The following is an 18,896-nucleotide window of genomic DNA, read 5'->3' on the forward strand; positions in this document are numbered from 1 at the left end:
TCTGAAAGCAAAATCAGGGCAGAAGCCGCAGCGCTTCTGCGATACATAATATAAAGGCGGGGTTCATGACGATGGAGAGATACAATCGCGTTGTGTTGAAGTTGAGCGGAGAAGCATTAGCAGGCCAGCAGGGCTACGGTATTGATCCGGAAGTCATTCAGTCTATTGCTTCTCAAATTGGTGAGATAGTAGAATTGGGAACAGAGGTAGTGATTGTCGTCGGCGGGGGGAACATATGGAGAGGCATGGCCGGAAGCTCGAAAGGAATGGACCGGGCTACTGCTGACTATATGGGCATGCTCGCCACAGTCATGAATTCGCTTGCGCTCCAGGACAGCCTTGAAGACATTGAAATTCCTACAAGAGTGCAGACATCCATAGAAATGAGACAGGTGGCCGAGCCGTACATCCGCCGCAAAGCCATCCGCCATTTAGAGAAAAAACGGGTAGTCATTTTTGCGGCCGGGACCGGGAATCCTTACTTTTCAACCGATACGACTGCGGCACTTCGGGCTGCAGAGATCGAAGCTGACATCATTTTGATGGCTAAAAACAAAGTGGACGGGGTATATGACTCAGACCCATCCGCAAATGCGGACGCTAAAAAGTACCAGTCGCTCACTTATCTGGACATTTTAAATCATGACCTGAAAGTGATGGATTCGACGGCATCGACGCTTTGTATGGACAACAACATCCCGCTTCTCGTATTTTCGATTATGGAAGAAGGAAACATCAAGAAAGCAGTAATGGGAGAAGACATTGGAACAATTATAAGGAGGAACAATGATGGCTCATGATATAAAAGCAACAGAAGAGAAAATGAAAAAATCAGTGGAGTCTTTAAGCCGCGAGCTTGCCACACTGCGTACAGGGAGGGCAAACGCTTCCATGCTCGACCGGGTCGTAGTTGATTACTACGGTGCCGAGGTGCCGCTTCAGCAGCTTGCAACGATTACAGTGCCGGAAGGGCGCCTGCTCGTTGTGACGCCGTTTGACAAAAGCTCCATCAAGGACGTGGAAAAAGGGATCCAGAAGGCGGAGCTCGGCCTGAATCCGAGTAACGACGGCGAAGTAATCCGCATTCCAATTCCGGCGATGACAGAAGACCGCCGCAAGGAAATGACGAAGCTGATTAACAAGTACGCGGAAGAAGCACGGGTGGCTATCCGCAACATTCGCCGCGATGCCAACGATACGCTGAAAAAAGATGAAAAAAATAATGAAATCACCGAAGATGATTTGAAGCGTGAGCAGGAGCAGGTGCAAAAAGCAACCGATAAATACATCGGCCAGGTGGATCAGGCAGCGGAACAAAAAGAAAAAGAAGTTATGGAAGTTTGATGCGAATCGAGTTACAATAGGAACAGACTGGAACCCTCTGCACTCAAGAGGGTTTTTTTGTAAGAATAAAACCGGCAGGAGTCATGTACACTGCCGGGGAGAAAACATAAACAGATATACTGCTTTCCGTTCTTCAACAATGCTGAGGCAGGAACGGTTTTTATATGGAATTGATTGAACACGCGCCATATAAAATAGACAAAGGGGAAAAGGCTGGTGCCCTCGTTATGAACGATCGACTATTTAATCAAATAAATCCATGGGCGGAGGCGAACACCACGGCAGTGAAAGTGAATACGCCTGACCATGTGGCTATTATTATGGATGGTAACGGCCGGTGGGCAAAAAAAAGAGGCCTGCCCCGTGTAGCCGGCCACCGCGAAGGTATGAAGGCGATCACGAAGGTCGTGGAAAAAGCGCACGAGCTCGGGATAAAGTATTTAACGCTATACGCTTTTTCCACCGAAAACTGGAAGCGGCCGAAATCAGAAGTGAATTTTCTTATGCAACTGCCGGAGCGGTTTTTGGCTAAGGAACTGCCCAAGCTGATGAAAAACAATGTCCAGGTGCGGATGATGGGGGATGCGGACAAGCTGCCGGACCATACGCTGCAGGCTGTGCAGGAGGCCGTGGATGCCACAGCTGAAAACACCGGCATTGTTTTAAACTTTGCCCTTAACTACGGCGGGCGGCACGAGCTTGTCCATGTCGTGCAGGAGCTCGCCCGGGATGTGGAAGAGGGGCGGATGAAAGCAGATGCCATCGATGAAGAATTAATCACCAACCGGCTGTACACGAACCAGATCCCGGACCCTGACCTGCTGATTCGCACAAGCGGCGAAATCCGGCTGAGCAATTTTATGCTGTGGCAGTTAGCTTATGCGGAATTTTGGTTTACCGAAACGCTCTGGCCGGATTTTAATGAAGACGGCCTGGCAGAGGCTGTCATAGAATATCAGCAGAGAAAACGCAGGTACGGAGGCGTTTAACGACTGAAGGGGAGGTCTTGTATGGGATTGCGGGCGATGACCGGTCTTATCGGAGCAGTACTCGTCTTGGCGATTGTATTTGTGGGCCGCGAATGGTTTACTCTTTTGATTGCTTTGCTTGCTTCTGTCGCCATGTTTGAAATAATGCGCATGAAACGGATCCCGCTGCTGTCCTTCCGGGGTTTAATCAGCATGGGCTTTATGTGGATACTGCTCGTGCCCACAGAATGGCTGGACTTTCCGTTTTTGCAGCATATAACGAAAACAGAGATTTTTTTAACGATGATTCTGGGCCTGCTTGCATTAACAGTAGTTACTAAAAACTCCTTTACCTTTGATGAAGCAGGCTTCGTCATTTTATCCTCTGTGTACATAGGGTACGGGTTTCACAGTTTAATTATGATCCGCCAGCTGCCGGACATCGGCCTTGCCGTTGTCATTTTGATTTTATTTTTAATCTGGGCAACCGATTCCGGGGCATATTTTATTGGAAAGAATTTCGGGCGCCACCGGCCCTGGCCGGAGATCAGTCCGAAAAAAACGATCGAAGGATTTGTCGGGGGGCTTGTCGCGGCGTTTATTGTCGGCTTCATCTTTGAAGCGGTATACCCGGTATTCGACTCTTACCTGATAATGAGCGCTTTTATCGTAGTGACATCCATCTTCGGCCAGCTCGGGGACCTGGTGGAATCGGCGCTGAAACGCCACTATGCTGTTAAGGATTCCGGAAATATTCTTCCCGGTCACGGCGGCATTTTGGACCGTTTCGACAGCCTGATTTTTGTTATGCCCCTGCTTCATTTTTTCTATTTTTTCGGTTAATGCCTCAGACGCAGGCTGCCAACCTAAAGGAGTTTAAACCATGAAACGAATAGCATTGCTTGGGTCCACCGGATCCATCGGTACACAGACGCTCGACGTTGTCCGTCTGCATCCGGAACGGTTCCGGATAACGGCGATTGCTGCCGGCAGAAACGTGGATCTCGTACGAAAGCAGATTGAAGAATTTTCACCTGAAATTGCGGCAGTTCATACAAAGGAAGATGCCGAAACGCTTCAGGCGGAATACGGCGGGCGCATGCGTATCGTCTGGGGTCACGACGGCCTCATGGAAATTGCGGGCAGCTCCTGTGACTTTCTGATGAACGCGGTCAGCGGCAGCATGGGACTTGAGCCGACGCTTCGGGCAATCGAAAACCGGGTGGATATCGGTATTGCCAATAAAGAGACGCTCGTCACCGCCGGCCATCTTGTAATGGAAAAAGCAAAGGAGCACGGCGTACGCCTGCTGCCGGTTGACAGCGAGCATTCGGCGATCGCCCAGTGCCTGGAAGGAAACGAGCTAAAGGAAGTGAGCCGCCTGATTTTGACTGCTTCAGGAGGCAGCTTCCGGGACTATTCACGCAGCGATCTTGACGGAGTTACGGTGGAGGATGCCTTAAACCACCCGAACTGGAGCATGGGAGCCAAAATTACGATCGACTCGGCTACGATGATGAACAAAGGCTTTGAAGTGATCGAAGCCCACTGGCTGTTCGGTATTCCCTACGACCGTATAGATGTGCTGCTTCATAAAGAAAGCATTATTCACTCGCTCGTCGAGTATCAGGATACAAGTGTAATTGCCCAGCTCGGGCTGCCGGACATGCGCGTGCCGATTCAGTACGCCATGACCTACCCGGAGCGGCTTGACTATCCGGCCAAGGAATCGCTGAACCTGTGGGAAATAGGCACTCTGCATTTTCAGCCGCCTGATTTTGAACGCTACCGCAGCCTCCGGCTGGCCTACGATGCTGGCAGAGCCGGAGGCTCCATGGGAACGGTGCTGAACGCAGCCAATGAACAGGCGGTGGCGATGTTTTTAAACAGCCAGTGTGCTTTTCTTGAAATTGAAACTGCTGTGGAAGAGGCACTTTTGCGCCACGAGCGCATCGAACATCCAGACCTCGACACGATTTTACGTGTGGACCGGGAAACAAGAGAACACGTACAGACGCTTTTAACGTGACGTTCTTTCACAAACACTCTATAATGGGAAGAAAGAGCAAAAGAAGAAGGTGAATAAGCTTTGGATACGCTGATAGCGGTAATTGTCATGTTCGGCTTATTGGTGGCCATACACGAGTGGGGCCATTTATATTTTGCCAAAAAAGTCGGCATTTTGTGCCGGGAGTTTGCGATTGGCTTCGGGCCGAAAATATTTTCCACGAAGCGCAATGAAACAGTTTATACGATCAGGCTCCTGCCGCTTGGCGGATACGTTCGCATGGCCGGGGACGATCCGGACCCGGTCAATATTAAACCAGGCTATGAAATCGGCCTGACGTTTAACGATGCAGGAAAAGTAAAAGAAATCATCGTAAACAATAAATCCAAGCACCCGGAAGCAAAAGTTGTATCTGTGGAATCGATTGATATGGAGCGTGAGCTTTATATTGAAGCGGTGGAGGATGAAGAAGCCGGACTAAAGCGTTACGAGATCGACCGTACGTGCGATCTGATCGTCGATGAGAAACGGGAGCAGATTGCGCCGTGGGACCGGCAGTTCGGCTCCAAGCGCCCGTGGAAAAAAGCAGTGGCCATCTTTGCCGGCCCGTTTATGAACTTTGTGCTCGCGTTCGTGCTTTTTATGATTTATGCCCTCGCCAATGGGCTTCCGCAGGACACCCCGGCCATCGGTGGCATTGCCGGCGGTTCGCCGCTGAGCGAATCCGCGTTTGAAGAAGGCGATGTTATCACCTCGGTGGACGGCGAGTCCGTGAATTCGTGGAATGAAATGACCGGTGTTGTCCAGGAGCGTCCGGGAGAGGAAGTCACGGTCACCGCTGAACGCGGCGGGGAGACAATTGAAGACACGGTCACCATTGACGGGATTCCGGTGCAGGAGGGCTCGAGTGAGGAAGTCGGCCAGATCGGCGTCTATGCCGAAACGGAACGGTCCTTCACGGAAGCAGTGGAGTACGGAGGCACGCAGCTGTATGAAGTGTCCACGCTGATTTTCCAGACACTCGGCACGATTGTAACAGGGGAATTTTCTTTGGATGACCTGGCCGGTCCGGTAGGTATCTATGATGCGACAGATCAGGTAATCGCGACAGGGCTTCTTACCCTTATTGCGTGGTCCGCCATGATCAGCGTCAACCTTGGGATCGTCAACCTTCTTCCACTGCCGGCGCTTGACGGAGGGCGGCTGCTGTTTATCATTGCTGAAGCAGTCCGCGGCAAGCCGATTGAACCGCAGAAGGAAGGCATGATCCACCTGCTTGGATTCGCGCTGCTGCTGCTGTTAATGATTGCAGTGACGTGGAACGATATTAACCGCTTATTCACGTAATAAAAAAACGGTGACGGAGCCAAAGCCCCGTCACCGTTCTTATGTTAAAATAACCAAAGAGCTTACAGACGCAGATGTATAAGAGAAAGAGGTTGATATAGTATGCGACAACAATTTTTATTCAGTCCCACCCTCCGGGATGTGCCGCAGGGAGCGGACATTGCAAGCCACCAGCTGATGCTCCGGGCCGGTCTGATCCGCCAGAGTGCAGCCGGAGTCTATTCCTATCTTCCGCTCGGCCATAAGGTGCTCCGTAAAATCGAAAACATCGTCCGCGAGGAAATGGATGCTGCAAGCGGCCAGGAAGTACTGCTTCCCGCCATGCAGCCGGCAGAGGTATGGCAGGCGTCGGGCCGCTATGACAATTACGGACCGGCGCTGATGCGCTTTAAAGACCGCCACCAGCGTGATTTTGTGCTCGGTCCCACGCATGAAGAAAACATTGCCGCCCTTGTAAAGGATGAAATGAATACATACAAGCGCATGCCTGCGATTTTGTACCAGATTCAGACCAAATACCGCGATGAAGCGCGTCCGCGTTTCGGGGTGCTTCGCGCCCGCGAATTTATCATGAAGGATGCGTATTCGTTTGATACGTCCTACGAAGCGCAGAACGAAAGCTACTGGGCAATGTACCGCGCCTACGAGCGGATTTTTACCCGACTGGGACTGGACTACCGGGCGGTGCAGGCCGATGCCGGAGCGATGGGCGGTCAGGGAGAAACCCACGAATTTACTGTGCTTTCCGATGTTGGAGAGGATACCATCGTGTATTCTGATGAAAGCGACTTTGCGGCAAATATTGAAATAGCCGCCATTCCGGACAACGTGTCAAAGCCGGAGCCGGTAGCAGAGGAAATGATAATTGTCGAGACGCCGCAGGAGCGAACCATTGAAGAAGTGGCTTTAAACCTCGGAATCAAGCACGAAGAGTGCCTGAAAACGGTCGCGTTTGACGCAGATGGCCGGCTGATAGCCGTGCTTATGCGCGGCGATCATGACGTCAACGAAGTGAAAGTGGCAAACGCCGTGGGAGCTGAAGTGCTTGAACCAGCGTCTGCCGAAAGAATTCAAGAGGTATTCGGAGCAGAGCCCGGCTTTATCGGCCCTGCCGGCCTGTCTGAAGACGTGGAGGTGCTTGCCGATTACGCGGTCCGCGGCATGGCAGGTGCCGTGTGCGGTGCCAACGAAAACGGCAGACACTGCCAGTATGCGGTGCCGGAAAGAGACTTCCCGGTGGGACGGTACGCAGACCTGCGTTTCATCCAGGAAGGAGAACCGTCTCCGGACGGACAGGGCACGGTCCGCTTCGCCAAGGGCATTGAGGTCGGGCACGTGTTTAAGCTTGGCACGAAGTACAGCGAAGCGCTCGGAGCCACATTTTTGGATGAAAACGGCAAAGCCCGCCCGATCATTATGGGGAGCTACGGCGTCGGCGTGAGCCGGACGATCGCGGCCGTCATTGAGCAGAACCATGACGAGAGCGGCATCTGCTGGCCGAAAGCAGCCGCCCCGTTTGATCTGCATCTGCTGGTGCTCAATCCAAAACAGGACGAGCAGCAGCAGCTTGGCGACGAGCTGTACGAGAGCCTGCAGAAAAGCGGGTGGTCCGTGCTGCTCGATGACCGGAAGGAGCGGCCGGGAGTGAAATTTAAGGATGCGGACCTTTACGGGCTTCCTGTGCGTATCGCCTGCGGAAAAAAAGCAGGGGAGCAGATTGTGGAAGTAAAATCCCGCACAGCCGATGAAAACGTGGAAGTCGCTGTAAGCGAGCTTCCGCAGTATCTCGAGAAGCTGTGGTCTGAAATCCATTAACCCTTTCTGGTGTCTCCAGGAGGGGTTTCCCTCTTCCATGCACCTGCCGGAAATGAATTTTTTTGATAAAATGAATTATAAAAGAACGAAGAAGTGAGGCGAGAAACGTGCAGACCGACCGTCACATTCAGCAGGAACGTTTTGAGTTGCTACTTGAGCAGATTGGCATGCCGGAAGAAGAAACCAACCGTTATTTTACAGAAGGCCGCCTCGAAAAGCTTGTTATTCATAAGGAACAGAAGCAGTGGCATTTTCATCTGACGCTGGCAGCTCCGCTGCCATTTACGGTTTACGCGCTGCTGAAGGAAAAACTGCAGGCTGCATTTGAAAGCATTGCTGACATTGACTTTACGCTTCATTACGAAGAAGGCACCACAGTGCCGGCGGACGCCATCCCGGACTATTGGCCGCTGATTATGCAGAAGCTCGAAAATTACGATCCCCATCTGCGCATGAGGCTGAACGGAGGAGCGCCGTTTCTGCGGGAAGGCGAGCTGATTTTCCCGTGTAAAAGCGATATTGAAATGAATTCGCTCGGACCGAAGCTGCAGCAGGCGATGAACGACGTTCTGCCGTTGTTCGGGCTGCCGGCTGCCACGTTTACGATGGAAGCGAAAACGAGCGATGAAGAAAAGGAACAGTTCGAAGAAAAGAAAAAGCAGGAAGAGCACTCTAAAGTAATTGAAGCGATGATGGAGCGCAAGAAAAAGGAATCCGAAGCCGATTCCAGGCGTGCGTCCCAGTCAATTCAGATCGGCTACCCGATCAAGGACGAAGCCGTGCCGCTGAAAGAGATCCGCGAAGAAGAGCGCCGCATCACGGTGGAGGGCTACATTTTCGAAGCGGAAACGAAGGAGCTCCGCAGCGGCCGGACGCTGCTGACGTTTAAAATTACCGACTACACCGATTCGATTATGATCAAAATGTTCTCCAAGGATAAAGAACAGGTGCCGCTGCTTGAAGCCGTACAGAAAGGCATCTGGGTAAAGGCCCGTGGCGGCGTCCAGGACGATACGTTCGTCCGGGACCTGGTTATGATCGCAAACGATGTGATCCAGGTGCAGGGAACGTCGAAAACCGATGACGCCGAACAAAAGCGCGTCGAGCTGCATGCCCACACGAATATGAGTCAGATGGATGCGACTGTTTCTGCCGGAGAATACGTAGCCCGGGCAGCCGAATGGGGCCATCCGGCAGTTACCATAACGGATCACGGCGTCGTGCAGTCGTTTCCGGAGGCCTACAATGCAGGGAAAAAACACGACATTAAAGTACTGTACGGTATGGAGGCGAACCTCGTGGATGACGGCGTCCCGATCGCATATAACGAGGCGGACGTGGATCTTGAAACAGGAACCTATGTCGTTTTTGACGTGGAAACGACCGGCCTGTCGGTCGTGTACGACTCCATTATTGAGCTCGCAGCAGTGAAGGTAAAAGACGGCGAAATTATCGACCGGTTTGAACGCTTTTCAAACCCTCATGAAAAGCTGACGGACACGATTATTAACCTGACCGGCATCACGGACGACATGCTCGTTGATGCGCCGGAAATTGAGCCGGTGCTTGAAGACTTCTACGCCTTTTCCAAAGACTCGGTGCTGGTTGCCCATAACGCAAGCTTTGACATGGGCTTTCTCCGGGAGGGATACAAAAAAATCGGTAAAACGGCAGACATGCCGGTGATCGATACACTTGAATTCGGCCGCTTTTTGTATCCGAATTTAAAAAACCACCGGCTGAATACGCTCTGTAAAACGTTTGACATTGAACTCGTAAGCCACCACCGGGCGATTTACGACGCAGAAGCGACCGGGTACCTGATGTGGAAAATGATGAAGGATGCGCTTGCCCAGGGCATCACGAACCATAAACAGCTGAATGACAACATGGGCCAGTCCGGCTTTCACCGCCTGCGCCCATCGCACTGTACTTTGATCGCCCAGACGCAGGAAGGGCTGAAAAACCTGTACCATCTCGTCACACTTTCGCATCTGGAGTATTTTTTCCGGACACCGAGAATCCCGCGTTCGAAGCTGCAGAAGTACCGCGAAGGCATACTCGTCGGCTCGGCGTGTGACAAAGGCGAAGTGTTTGAAACGATGATGCAGAAGTCAGAGGACGAAGCGAAAAAAGCTGCTGAATTTTACGACTACCTCGAGGTGCAGCCGCCGGAAAACTATGCGCACCTGGTGGAAAAGGAGCTTCTGAAAAGCTACGACGACGTCAAGGATGTGATTCAGAAAATCATCCGCACCGGGGAGGAGCTGAATCTTCCGGTCGTTGCCACCGGTAACGCCCACTATATGGATGAACACGACTACAGCTACCGGCAGATTCTGATTGCGTCTCAGGGCGGGGCGAACCCGCTGAACAACCAGACGCTTCCGCAGGTGCATTTCCGCACCACTGGGGAAATGCTCTCCTGCTTCGATTTTCTGGATGACCGCACGGCAGAAAAGATTGTGGTGGAAAATACCAGGGCGATCGCGGATCAGGTGGAAACGATTCATCCGGTACCAAGCGACCTGTATACACCAAACATCGAAGGGTCGGATAAAGAAATAAGGGAAATGTGCTACCGCCGGGCGGAGAGCATCTACGGCTCGCCCATACCGGAGCTCGTGAAAACCAGGCTCGATAAAGAGCTCGACAGCATTATCGGAAACGGCTTTGACGTTATCTATCTGATTTCGCAGAAGCTCGTGAAAAAATCCCTCGAAGACGGCTACCTTGTCGGCTCCCGGGGCTCGGTCGGCTCGTCGTTTGTTGCCACTATGACAGAAATTACCGAAGTGAATCCGCTGCCGCCGCATTACGTTTGCCCGGAATGCAAGCAGTCGACGTTTTTTGACGACGGTTCGGTCGGCTCCGGCTTCGACCTCCCGGACAAGCTGTGTGACAGCTGCGGCGTGGATATGGTTAAAGACGGCCACGATATTCCGTTTGAAACGTTCCTCGGGTTTAAAGGCGACAAGGTGCCCGATATTGACCTGAACTTCTCCGGCGACTACCAGCCGCGGGCCCACAATTACACGAAGGAACTGTTCGGTGAGGAAAAAGTATACCGGGCAGGAACAATCGGTACCGTGGCGGACAAAACGGCGTACGGATTTGTAAAAGGCTACCAGAGCGACCACGAGCTGCACCTGCGCGGGGCGGAAATCGACCGGCTGGTGAGCGGATGCACGGGTGTCAAGCGGACGACCGGCCAGCATCCTGGCGGCATTATTGTCGTCCCGGATGAGTATGACATTCACGATTTCTCGCCGATCCAGTTTCCGGCAGATGATAAAACGTCGGAATGGAAAACGACGCACTTTGACTTTCATTCCATTCACGACAACCTGCTGAAGCTTGATATCCTCGGCCACGATGATCCGACGGTTATACGCATGCTCCAGGATTTAAGCGGCATTGATCCACAGACGATCCCGACCGATGACGAGGAAGTCATGAAAATCTTCGGCGGTCCCGAAGTGCTCGGCGTGACGCCGGAGCAGATTAACTGCAAAACGGGAACGTACGGCATTCCGGAGTTCGGTACCCGGTTTGTGCGCCAGATGCTTGAAGATACGAAGCCGTCGACGTTTTCCGAGCTGGTTCAGATTTCCGGGCTTTCCCACGGCGCGGACGTCTGGGTTGGAAATGCCCAGGAGCTGATCCAGAACGGCACGTGTGAACTGAAGGACGTTATCGGCTGCCGGGACGATATCATGGTGTATTTGATCTATAAAGGCATCGAGCACTCGCTCGCCTTTAAAATTATGGAATTTGTCCGCAAGGGGCGCGGACTCGATCCGGAATGGATTGAAGAAATGAAAAACCACGGCGTACCGGAATGGTACATCCAGTCGTGCCTGAAAATTAAATACATGTTCCCGAAAGCGCACGCCACCGCCTATGTTCTGATGGCAGTACGGATTGCCTACTTTAAAGTGCACCATCCGATCCTTTTTTACGCAGCGTACTTTACGGTCCGCGCGGACGACTTTGACCTGCCGACCATGATCAACGGCAGCACCTCGATCCGGGCGAAGCTTGAGGAAATCCAGGCGAAGGGATTTGACGCCTCTCCGAAGGAGAAAAGCCTTGTGACCGTGCTTGAGCTTGCGCTTGAAATGACCGAGCGCGGCTACCGTTTCCAGAAGGTGGACCTGTACCGCTCGGAGGCAAGCGAATTTGTTGTCGACGGCGACGAGCTGATACCGCCGTTCAATGCGCTTGAAGGCGTAGGAACGAATGCAGCGGTCAACGTAGTGAAAGCGCGCGCCGACGGGGAGTTTTTATCCAAGGAAGACCTGCAGCAGCGCAGCAAGGCGACCAAAACAGTGATCGAGCACCTCGACCTGCACGGATGCCTTGACGGGCTGCCGGATACGAACCAACTTTCTCTGTTCTAAACGGCAGCGAGGCTTGCGAAAATGCACAAATCGTGCTATGATAATGGGCAGTGAGAGGTATATCGAGACGGCGAAAGAGTGGGTGGATACCCACTCTTTCATTTATGGTTGAAGCTTTCTGCATAAAATAAACTATATACTATCATTGGAAGAAATGAAGATGATGACAAAGCAGCAGGGAGGTACGTAATGAAAGAAAGTATTAAAGACATCGCAGCACGTCTGGCGCGGCCGATTGCTGAAGAACTGGATCTGGAACTCGTGGATACAGAGTATAAAAAAGAAGGAAAAAACTGGTACCTTCGGGTGTTTGTGGACAGCCCCGACGGTGTACATCTGGAAGACTGCGGACGGGTGAGCGAACGGCTGAGTGAACAGCTCGACGCCCTGGATCCGGTCCAGGAGGCTTATTATCTGGAAGTGTCTTCACCGGGCGCGGAGCGTCCGCTGAATAACGAATCGGATATCCGCCGTTCAGTCGGGAAAAACGTATACGTGACTACGTATGAACCCGTTGAAGGAGAAAAAGCGTTCGAAGGAAAGCTGAGTGACTTCAAAGATGGAGAGCTTTTGATTTCCACTAAACAGAAACAAAGGGAACGCACGGTGCATATACCGTACAGTAAAGTAGCTAAAGCAAGGCTCGCCATCATTTTTTAACGGTGCGGCGGGCCTCGAGAAAAAGGAGGATCTGAATTCCATGAATGCAGACTTTATGGAAGCATTGGACGTACTGGAAAACGACAAGGGAATCGATAAAGAAATAGTGCTCGAAGCAATCGAGGCCGCATTGATTTCCGCCTATAAGCGAAATTTCAACCAGGCGCAGAACGTCCGGGTGGACGTCAACCGTGACACCGGATCGATTCACGTATTTGCCCGGAAAGAAGTGGTGGAAGAGGTATTTGACCCGCGGCTTGAAATCTCTCAGGAGGAAGCGCAGGAAATCAGCCCGTCATATGAGCTCGACGATGTAGTGGAAATGGAAGTCACCCCGAAAAACTTCGGGCGCATCGCTGCCCAGACGGCGAAGCAGGTCGTGACCCAGCGCGTGCGCGAAGCCGAGCGCGGCATTATCTATTCCGATTTCATCGACCGCGAAGAAGATATTATGACCGGCATCGTGCAGCGCCAGGACCACCGCTTTATCTACGTGGATCTCGGGAAGGTAGAGGCGCTGCTGCCGCAGAGCGAACAGATGCAGAATGAAACGTACAACCATAATGACCGGCTGAAAGCATACATCACCAAAGTGGAAAAAACCACCAAGGGGCCGCAAATCGTTATTTCCCGTACGCACCCGGGACTTTTAAAGCGGCTGTTTGAGCTGGAGGTGCCGGAGATTTATGACGGCACGGTGGAAATTATTTCAGTGGCGCGGGAAGCGGGCGACCGCTCGAAAATTTCGGTGTATGCGGACGATCCGGAAGTAGATCCGGTCGGCTCCTGCGTAGGGCCGAACGGCCAGCGCGTACAGACGATCGTTAAAGAGCTGAAGGGCGAAAAAATCGATATCGTGCAGTGGTCGGATAATCCGGTGGAGTATGTAGCCAACTCGTTGAGCCCGGCGAAAGCCCTTGATGTTCAGGTGAATGAAGAGGAAAAAAGTACGCTCGTCGTGGTGCCGGACTACCAGCTTTCCCTGGCTATCGGCAAGCGCGGACAGAACGCCCGCCTGGCCGCCAAGCTTACCGGCTGGAAAATCGACATTAAAAGTGAAACCGAAGCCGAAGATCTCGGTATCTTCTCGCCGGAGGATGCGGAAGAAATCCCAGTGACAAGCACAAGCATTGATTTAGACACAGAAGATTTGTAAAAATGAGGGTGAGCGGCTATGGTTAAAAAAATTCCCATGAGAAAATGCATTATTACTGGAGAAGAAAAGCCCAAAAAAGAGCTGGTGCGAGTCGTTCGGGACCCGGATAACACCGTTTTTGTTGACCGTTCCGGTAAAAAGAACGGCCGGGGCGCGTATTTAACAGACAGTGATGATGTGTTTTTACAGGCGAAGGCAAAGGATTCGCTGAGCCGCCATCTGAAGGTGAAAGTCTCAAGCGAAGACTACGACCGTCTCCTCGAAGAGCGCAGAGGCGCGAGTCATGAACGATAAAGCATTGTCCTTTCTTGGCCTTGCCGCGAGGGCGGGAGAACTGAAAAGCGGCGATGACACCGTTCTTAAAACTGTGCAGACCAAAAAAGCACAGCTGGTCATCGTCGCTGCGGACGCTTCTGCCAATACGATTAAAAAGTTCACGGATAAAACGGCCTTTTATTCATGCCCTTTTCGGGTTGCCGGAACGAAAGCGGATCTCGGCGCGGCGATCGGAAAAGAATCGAGAACTATTTTATCCGTCACAGAACGCGGCTTTGCCAAAAAGCTGATAAAATTAATAGATGAAGAAATAAATTAAGAAGGACGTGTAGATGGAGGAAAAACGAACAATATTCAGGAACGATATCTTTGGAAGGAAAGTGATGTCACTATGAGTAAAGTGAGAAGCAATAAAACAAGAAACACCCAGCAGGGGAACAGAGGCCCAAACAAGAAGAAGAACACCCAGAAACGCCCGGGCGGCGGCCGTAAAGAGCAGCAGGCCACACCGGAAAAAATTACGTTTGCCGGCAGTCTTTCCGTCGGGGAACTGGCAGAAAAGCTGAATAAGGAAAGCTCTGAAATCATCAAAAAATTGATGAATCTCGGCGTAATGGCGACCATCAACGAAACGCTCGAGGCAGAAACCATTGAACTGATCGCCACCGATTACGGCGTAGCGGTAGAGCAGGAGGAAGTGGTGGATGAACTCGATATCGATAACTATGTCGAGCAGGACGACCCTGCAAAGCTGCAGGAGCGCCCGCCGGTAGTAACCATTATGGGACACGTCGACCACGGGAAAACGACGCTTCTCGACTCCATCCGCCATACAAAGGTGACCTCAGGGGAAGCCGGCGGCATTACCCAGCATATCGGCGCTTATCAGGTGGAAGAAAACAACAAGCTGATTACCTTCCTTGATACGCCTGGACACGCAGCGTTTACGACGATGCGTGCGCGCGGTGCTGAAGTAACCGATATTACGGTTCTGGTTGTCGCAGCTGACGACGGTGTCATGCCACAGACAAGAGAAGCCATCAACCACGCGAAGGCGGCAAATGTGCCAATCATTGTCGCGGTAAACAAAATGGACAAGGAAGGCGCGAACCCGGACCGGGTCATGCAGGAGCTGATGGAATTTCAGTTAGTGCCGGAAGCATACGGCGGGGAAACAATCTTTGTAAACCTTTCTGCGATTCACGGGGAAGGCATTGATGAACTGCTCGAAATGATTCTGCTCGTCGCTGAAGTGGAAGACTTCAAAGCGAACCCGGACAAACGGGCACGCGGCAGTGTCGTAGAAGCAGAGCTGGATAAAGGGCGAGGCCCGGTTGCCACTCTGCTCGTTCAAAACGGAACGCTGCATGTTGGCGAGCCGATTGTCGTCGGTAACGCCTTTGGGCGGATCCGGGCAATGGTGGATGATCTTGGCCGTCAGGTGAAAAGCGCGGGACCATCCAAGCCGGTGGAAATTATCGGCCTGAACGATGTGCCGCAGGCAGGCGACCCGTTTGTCGTCTTTGAGGAAGAGAAAAAAGCCCGCCAGATTGCCGATGCGCGTAAGAGCCGGGCGAAGGACGCCGAGCGTGCCCAAACCTCGAAGATCAACCTTGACGATCTGTTCAGCCAGATTCAGGAAAACGACATGAAAGAAATCAACGTGATTGTAAAAGCGGACGTCCAGGGCTCGGTTGAAGCGCTTCGCGGCTCCCTTGAAAAAATAGAAGTGGAAGGCTGCAAGATTAATATCGTACACGCCGGTGCCGGCGCAATTGCAGAATCAGACGTCATCCTCGCCTCGGCCTCCAACGCGATCATTATCGGCTTTAACGTCCGTCCGGACGTAAACGCCAAGCGTACGGCGGATGCAGAAAATGTGGATCTTCGTCTCCACCAGGTTATCTACAATGCGATTGAAGAAATTGAAACAGCCATGAAGGGTATGCTCGACCCAGTCTATGAAGAGCGCGTGCTCGGACAGGTTGAGGTGCGTCAGCTGTTTAAAGTGTCCCGCGTTGGCACAATTGCCGGAAGCTATGTGCTCGAAGGCAAAATCACCCGGGACTCCAAAGTGCGTGTTGTGCGCGACGGCGTCGTGATTTTCGACGGCGGCATTAAGGACCTGAAGCGTTATAAAGACGACGCCAAGGAAGTCGCAGCCGGCTATGAGTGCGGTGTGACCCTTGAAAACTTTAACGACCTTAAAGAAGGCGACATTATGGAGCCATATATCATGGAGGAAGTTAAACGCACATGATCGGCGTCGTCCATGTAGAGTGCATGCTTTATGAAGCGAGTCATTTAAAGCAGAAACGGGCGGTGCTTCAAAGCGTAAAAACAAAGCTGAAGCAGCGCAATCTCTCCGTGGCGGAAACGGATTACCAGGAGCTTTGGCAGCGGGCAGCTCTTTCGATCGTCACCGTGCATAACGAAAAGGCCGGGGCGGAAAAAGAGCTGCAGCGTGCCATTCATATGATTGAAAGTTATACGGAATGGGAAATAACCTCCGTACACTATGAATGGTTATAGGAGGAACAGTGATGGCTAATATACGTGCTCAACGTGTAGGAGAGCAGATTAAAAAAGAAGTATCGGATATTTTTGCGCGTGGAATCAAGGATCCGCGGGTGCAGTTTGTGACGGTGACTGACGTAGAGGTGACCGGAGACCTGCAGCAGGCAACGATCTTTGTAACGGTTCTCGGAGAAGAAAAAGACAAAGAGGAAGCGTTTCAGGGCCTCGAAAAAGCCCGGGGATTCATCCGCAGTGAAATCGGAAAACGAATCCAGCTTCGCAAAACGCCGGAAATTTTCTTTTCCTTTGATGAATCGATTGAATACGGCAACCGTATTGAATCGCTGCTGCGCGATTTAAATGAGCGGGAGAAGTAGAAGAAAGAAGCTGTTTTAAAGTTGGAAAAGCTGTTGCTGACTTTGAAGCAGCTTTTCCTATGTGTATGAATTCTGTAATGGAAGTGAGCGAAACAGCCCTATGATTGATGGAATCATTCCTTTGTGGAAAGAAGCAGGGGTTACGTCCCATGACTGTGTCGTGCGTGCACGCCGGCTGCTGAAAACAAAAAAAGTCGGCCATTCCGGCACGCTTGATCCATCGGTGACCGGGGTGCTCCCGCTTTGTGTCGGGAAGGCCACCAAGGCGGTGGACTATCTGCACGAAGCCTCAAAAGCGTATGAAGGAATCATCACTCTCGGGGAAACGACGACGACCGAAGACGCCGATGGGGAAACGGTGGCGGTTCTTCCAGTGGAAAAAGCCCTGGCAAAGCAGAGCATCGAGGCAGCGCTTGAAGCGCTGACCGGTGCGGTGACTCAGGTGCCGCCCATGTATTCAGCCGTCAAAGTCCGGGGGCGCAAGCTGTATGAGTATGCCCGGGAAGGCATAGAGGTCGAGCGCCCCGTGCGGGAGGCCCAAATTTATGATTTCCGGCTGCTTGATATGGACGAAGCTCCGCAGGACGGAAAGTTTTCCTTTAAAGTGCAAGTGATCTGCAGCAAAGGAACCTACGTACGCACCCTGGCCGTCGACGCCGGGGAGAAGCTCGGGTATCCGGCGCACCTGCAGCAGCTTGTCCGGACGGCGTCCGGCGGGTTTGGTCCGGAGCACAGCTCCACGTGGGAGGAGCTCGAATCCCTCCTTGCCGAAGACCGTCTCGCAGACGCCGTGTACCCGGTGGACTGGGCCGTGGCCCACCTTCCCGCCATTACGGTGTCGGAAAAAACGGCAGAGCAGATCAGTCACGGGCGCGTTCTGCCGGCAGAATGGTTTCAGGAGCAGACGATGGCAGTAAAGACAGAGAGCGGAAAGCCGCTGGCTGTATATACGGCGCACCCGGATAAGCCCGGCATTTTCAAACCAAAAACAATGCTTCTTTAATAGCGTGAATGAAAGAATATCGGCAGGTGAAAATAATGGAAGTTCATCATCTTGTACATCCACATACGTTAACGCCGTCGCTTTCAAAACCGAAGGTGATGGCGCTGGGCTACTTCGACGGGGTGCACCGCGGCCACGCAGAAGTGATTGAAAAGGCCCGGCAGACAGCAGAGGACAGGGAACTGCCGCTTGCTGTTATGACCTTCCATCCGCATCCGAAGGTGGTACTATCGAAGCACACGGAAGAAGATATGTTCTATTTGACCCCGCTTAAGGAAAAACAGCGCGTGCTCGAATCACTGGGGGTGGAAGAGCTGTACATCGTGCGGTTTGACCAGGATTTTGCATCTCTCGATCCCCAGGCTTTCGTCGATGCCTACATCATTGATCTCGGCGTAAAGCATGCGGTAGCCGGGTTTGATTTTTCGTACGGGAAATTTGGCCGCGGCACGATGGAGACGCTCCCGTATCATTCAAGGGACGCCTTTACGTTTTCCACCGTATCGCCGCATACCGAAGACGGAGAAAAGGTGAGCTCCACCTGGATCCGCCGGGTGGTGGAAGAGGGGGAAATGGTCAAAGCCGCCCGCCTGCTCGGGCGCTGGTATACATTTGAAGGCACTGTCGTCGAAGGAGAGAAACGCGGACGGACGATTGGCTTTCCAACGGCCAACATCCAGTCCGAAGAGCCGTACCTGCTTCCAAACGACGGTGTGTACGCCGTGCGTGCGCTTATTGATGGACGCTGGTACCGGGGGATGTGCAATGTCGGCTATAAGCCTACGTTTCACGACGAACAGGACGGCCCCCCGGAAATTGAAGTTCATCTGTTTGAGTTCAGCGGAGACATTTACGGTAAAACGGTCCGCATCGAGTGGCGGGACCGGCTGCGCGGGGAAGTGAAATTCCCTTCCCTCGATGCACTTGTGTCCCAGCTTCATGAAGACAAACAGTCCGCCGAGCAGGTACTCGAGCAGGAAATCAGGGACTAAAACCTGTTTTCCCTTGCGTTTTTCCTGTTC

Annotated in this window: 17 protein-coding genes; all 17 read left to right on the top strand. The window is 52.4% G+C overall.

Annotation, left to right across the window (positions count from 1 at the left end):
* The first annotated feature begins 65 nt into the window (after nt 1–65).
* The 17 genes from pyrH to ACTRXI_RS00770 all read left to right on the top strand — a co-directional run bounded on the left by pyrH (nt 66) and on the right by ACTRXI_RS00770 (nt 18,866).
* Nucleotides 66–800 carry a UMP kinase gene (pyrH, locus tag ACTRXI_RS00690; protein ID WP_091610312.1) on the top strand — a complete coding sequence of 245 codons (735 nt, stop codon included), beginning with the start codon at nt 66–68 and terminating at the stop codon, nt 798–800.
* Nucleotides 787–1,344 (top strand): ribosome recycling factor, encoded by a 558-nt coding sequence (gene frr / locus ACTRXI_RS00695; protein WP_322524692.1) that lies wholly within the window; start codon nt 787–789, stop codon nt 1,342–1,344. The genes pyrH and frr overlap by 14 nt, the downstream gene beginning before the upstream one ends.
* A 227-nt stretch (nt 1,345–1,571) precedes the next feature.
* Nucleotides 1,572–2,333, top strand: a complete 762-nt coding sequence (locus ACTRXI_RS00700) for an isoprenyl transferase (protein WP_474260830.1) — start codon at nt 1,572–1,574, stop codon at nt 2,331–2,333.
* Between the two features lie 21 nt (nt 2,334–2,354).
* Nucleotides 2,355–3,155, top strand: a complete 801-nt coding sequence (locus ACTRXI_RS00705; protein WP_474260540.1) for a phosphatidate cytidylyltransferase — start codon at nt 2,355–2,357, stop codon at nt 3,153–3,155.
* Nucleotides 3,156–3,195: 40 nt separating this feature from the next.
* Entirely contained in the window at nt 3,196–4,341 is a 1,146-nt protein-coding gene (locus ACTRXI_RS00710) for a 1-deoxy-D-xylulose-5-phosphate reductoisomerase (protein WP_474260542.1), read from the top strand.
* Between the two features lie 60 nt (nt 4,342–4,401).
* A complete protein-coding gene (rseP, locus tag ACTRXI_RS00715; RefSeq protein ID WP_474260544.1) occupies nt 4,402–5,667 on the top strand; it encodes an RIP metalloprotease RseP in 1,266 nt (421 codons plus the stop codon).
* Nucleotides 5,668–5,769: 102 nt separating this feature from the next.
* A complete protein-coding gene (locus ACTRXI_RS00720) occupies nt 5,770–7,482 on the top strand; it encodes a proline--tRNA ligase (protein WP_474260546.1) in 1,713 nt (570 codons plus the stop codon).
* A gap of 107 nt (nt 7,483–7,589) precedes the next feature.
* The gene (locus tag ACTRXI_RS00725; protein WP_474260548.1) at nt 7,590–11,885 is read left to right on the top strand and encodes a PolC-type DNA polymerase III; all 4,296 of its coding nucleotides are present in this window, start codon (nt 7,590–7,592) and stop codon (nt 11,883–11,885) included.
* Nucleotides 11,886–12,074: 189 nt separating this feature from the next.
* Entirely contained in the window at nt 12,075–12,545 is a 471-nt protein-coding gene (gene rimP / locus ACTRXI_RS00730; protein WP_474260550.1) for a ribosome maturation factor RimP, read from the top strand.
* Between the two features lie 40 nt (nt 12,546–12,585).
* On the top strand, nt 12,586–13,701 hold the full coding sequence (gene nusA, locus ACTRXI_RS00735; protein ID WP_474260552.1) for a transcription termination factor NusA: 1,116 nt from the start codon (nt 12,586–12,588) through the stop codon (nt 13,699–13,701).
* Between the two features lie 18 nt (nt 13,702–13,719).
* On the top strand, nt 13,720–13,995 hold the full coding sequence (gene rnpM, locus ACTRXI_RS00740; RefSeq protein ID WP_474260553.1) for an RNase P modulator RnpM: 276 nt from the start codon (nt 13,720–13,722) through the stop codon (nt 13,993–13,995).
* Nucleotides 13,985–14,296 carry a L7Ae/L30e/S12e/Gadd45 family ribosomal protein gene (locus tag ACTRXI_RS00745; protein ID WP_322524702.1) on the top strand — a complete coding sequence of 104 codons (312 nt, stop codon included), beginning with the start codon at nt 13,985–13,987 and terminating at the stop codon, nt 14,294–14,296. The genes rnpM and ACTRXI_RS00745 overlap by 11 nt, the downstream gene beginning before the upstream one ends.
* 72 nt (nt 14,297–14,368) lie before the next feature.
* The gene (gene infB / locus ACTRXI_RS00750; RefSeq protein WP_474260554.1) at nt 14,369–16,237 is read left to right on the top strand and encodes a translation initiation factor IF-2; all 1,869 of its coding nucleotides are present in this window, start codon (nt 14,369–14,371) and stop codon (nt 16,235–16,237) included.
* Nucleotides 16,234–16,509: a DUF503 domain-containing protein gene (locus ACTRXI_RS00755; protein ID WP_022792810.1), complete on the top strand. Its 276-nt coding sequence runs from the start codon at nt 16,234–16,236 to the stop codon at nt 16,507–16,509. Before infB ends, ACTRXI_RS00755 begins: the two co-directional genes overlap by 4 nt.
* Before the next feature lie 11 nt (nt 16,510–16,520).
* Nucleotides 16,521–16,871 carry a 30S ribosome-binding factor RbfA gene (gene rbfA / locus ACTRXI_RS00760; protein WP_079476203.1) on the top strand — a complete coding sequence of 117 codons (351 nt, stop codon included), beginning with the start codon at nt 16,521–16,523 and terminating at the stop codon, nt 16,869–16,871.
* Between the two features lie 100 nt (nt 16,872–16,971).
* Nucleotides 16,972–17,874, top strand: coding sequence for a tRNA pseudouridine(55) synthase TruB (gene truB / locus ACTRXI_RS00765; protein ID WP_474260555.1), 903 nt, complete (start codon nt 16,972–16,974; stop codon nt 17,872–17,874).
* 35 nt (nt 17,875–17,909) lie between these two features.
* The gene (locus tag ACTRXI_RS00770) at nt 17,910–18,866 is read left to right on the top strand and encodes a bifunctional riboflavin kinase/FAD synthetase (protein ID WP_474260556.1); all 957 of its coding nucleotides are present in this window, start codon (nt 17,910–17,912) and stop codon (nt 18,864–18,866) included.
* Nucleotides 18,867–18,896 lie beyond the last annotated feature (30 nt).

Source organism: Marinococcus sp. LNHM4E3-1, from assembly GCF_056034405.1.

What these genes read in the sequence shown, in the direction of transcription:
- pyrH (WP_091610312.1), top strand. Translation starts at nt 66, where the DNA reads ATGACGATGGAGAGATACAATCGCGTTGTGTTGAAGTTGAGCGGAGAA.
- frr (WP_322524692.1), top strand. Translation starts at nt 787, where the DNA reads ATGATGGCTCATGATATAAAAGCAACAGAAGAGAAAATGAAAAAATCA.
- ACTRXI_RS00700 (WP_474260830.1), top strand. Translation starts at nt 1,572, where the DNA reads ATGAACGATCGACTATTTAATCAAATAAATCCATGGGCGGAGGCGAAC.
- ACTRXI_RS00705 (WP_474260540.1), top strand. Translation starts at nt 2,355, where the DNA reads ATGGGATTGCGGGCGATGACCGGTCTTATCGGAGCAGTACTCGTCTTG.
- ACTRXI_RS00710 (WP_474260542.1), top strand. Translation starts at nt 3,196, where the DNA reads ATGAAACGAATAGCATTGCTTGGGTCCACCGGATCCATCGGTACACAG.
- ACTRXI_RS00720 (WP_474260546.1), top strand. Translation starts at nt 5,770, where the DNA reads ATGCGACAACAATTTTTATTCAGTCCCACCCTCCGGGATGTGCCGCAG.
- rimP (WP_474260550.1), top strand. Translation starts at nt 12,075, where the DNA reads ATGAAAGAAAGTATTAAAGACATCGCAGCACGTCTGGCGCGGCCGATT.
- nusA (WP_474260552.1), top strand. Translation starts at nt 12,586, where the DNA reads ATGAATGCAGACTTTATGGAAGCATTGGACGTACTGGAAAACGACAAG.
- rnpM (WP_474260553.1), top strand. Translation starts at nt 13,720, where the DNA reads ATGGTTAAAAAAATTCCCATGAGAAAATGCATTATTACTGGAGAAGAA.
- ACTRXI_RS00745 (WP_322524702.1), top strand. Translation starts at nt 13,985, where the DNA reads ATGAACGATAAAGCATTGTCCTTTCTTGGCCTTGCCGCGAGGGCGGGA.
- infB (WP_474260554.1), top strand. Translation starts at nt 14,369, where the DNA reads ATGAGTAAAGTGAGAAGCAATAAAACAAGAAACACCCAGCAGGGGAAC.
- ACTRXI_RS00755 (WP_022792810.1), top strand. Translation starts at nt 16,234, where the DNA reads ATGATCGGCGTCGTCCATGTAGAGTGCATGCTTTATGAAGCGAGTCAT.
- rbfA (WP_079476203.1), top strand. Translation starts at nt 16,521, where the DNA reads ATGGCTAATATACGTGCTCAACGTGTAGGAGAGCAGATTAAAAAAGAA.
- truB (WP_474260555.1), top strand. Translation starts at nt 16,972, where the DNA reads ATGATTGATGGAATCATTCCTTTGTGGAAAGAAGCAGGGGTTACGTCC.
- ACTRXI_RS00770 (WP_474260556.1), top strand. Translation starts at nt 17,910, where the DNA reads ATGGAAGTTCATCATCTTGTACATCCACATACGTTAACGCCGTCGCTT.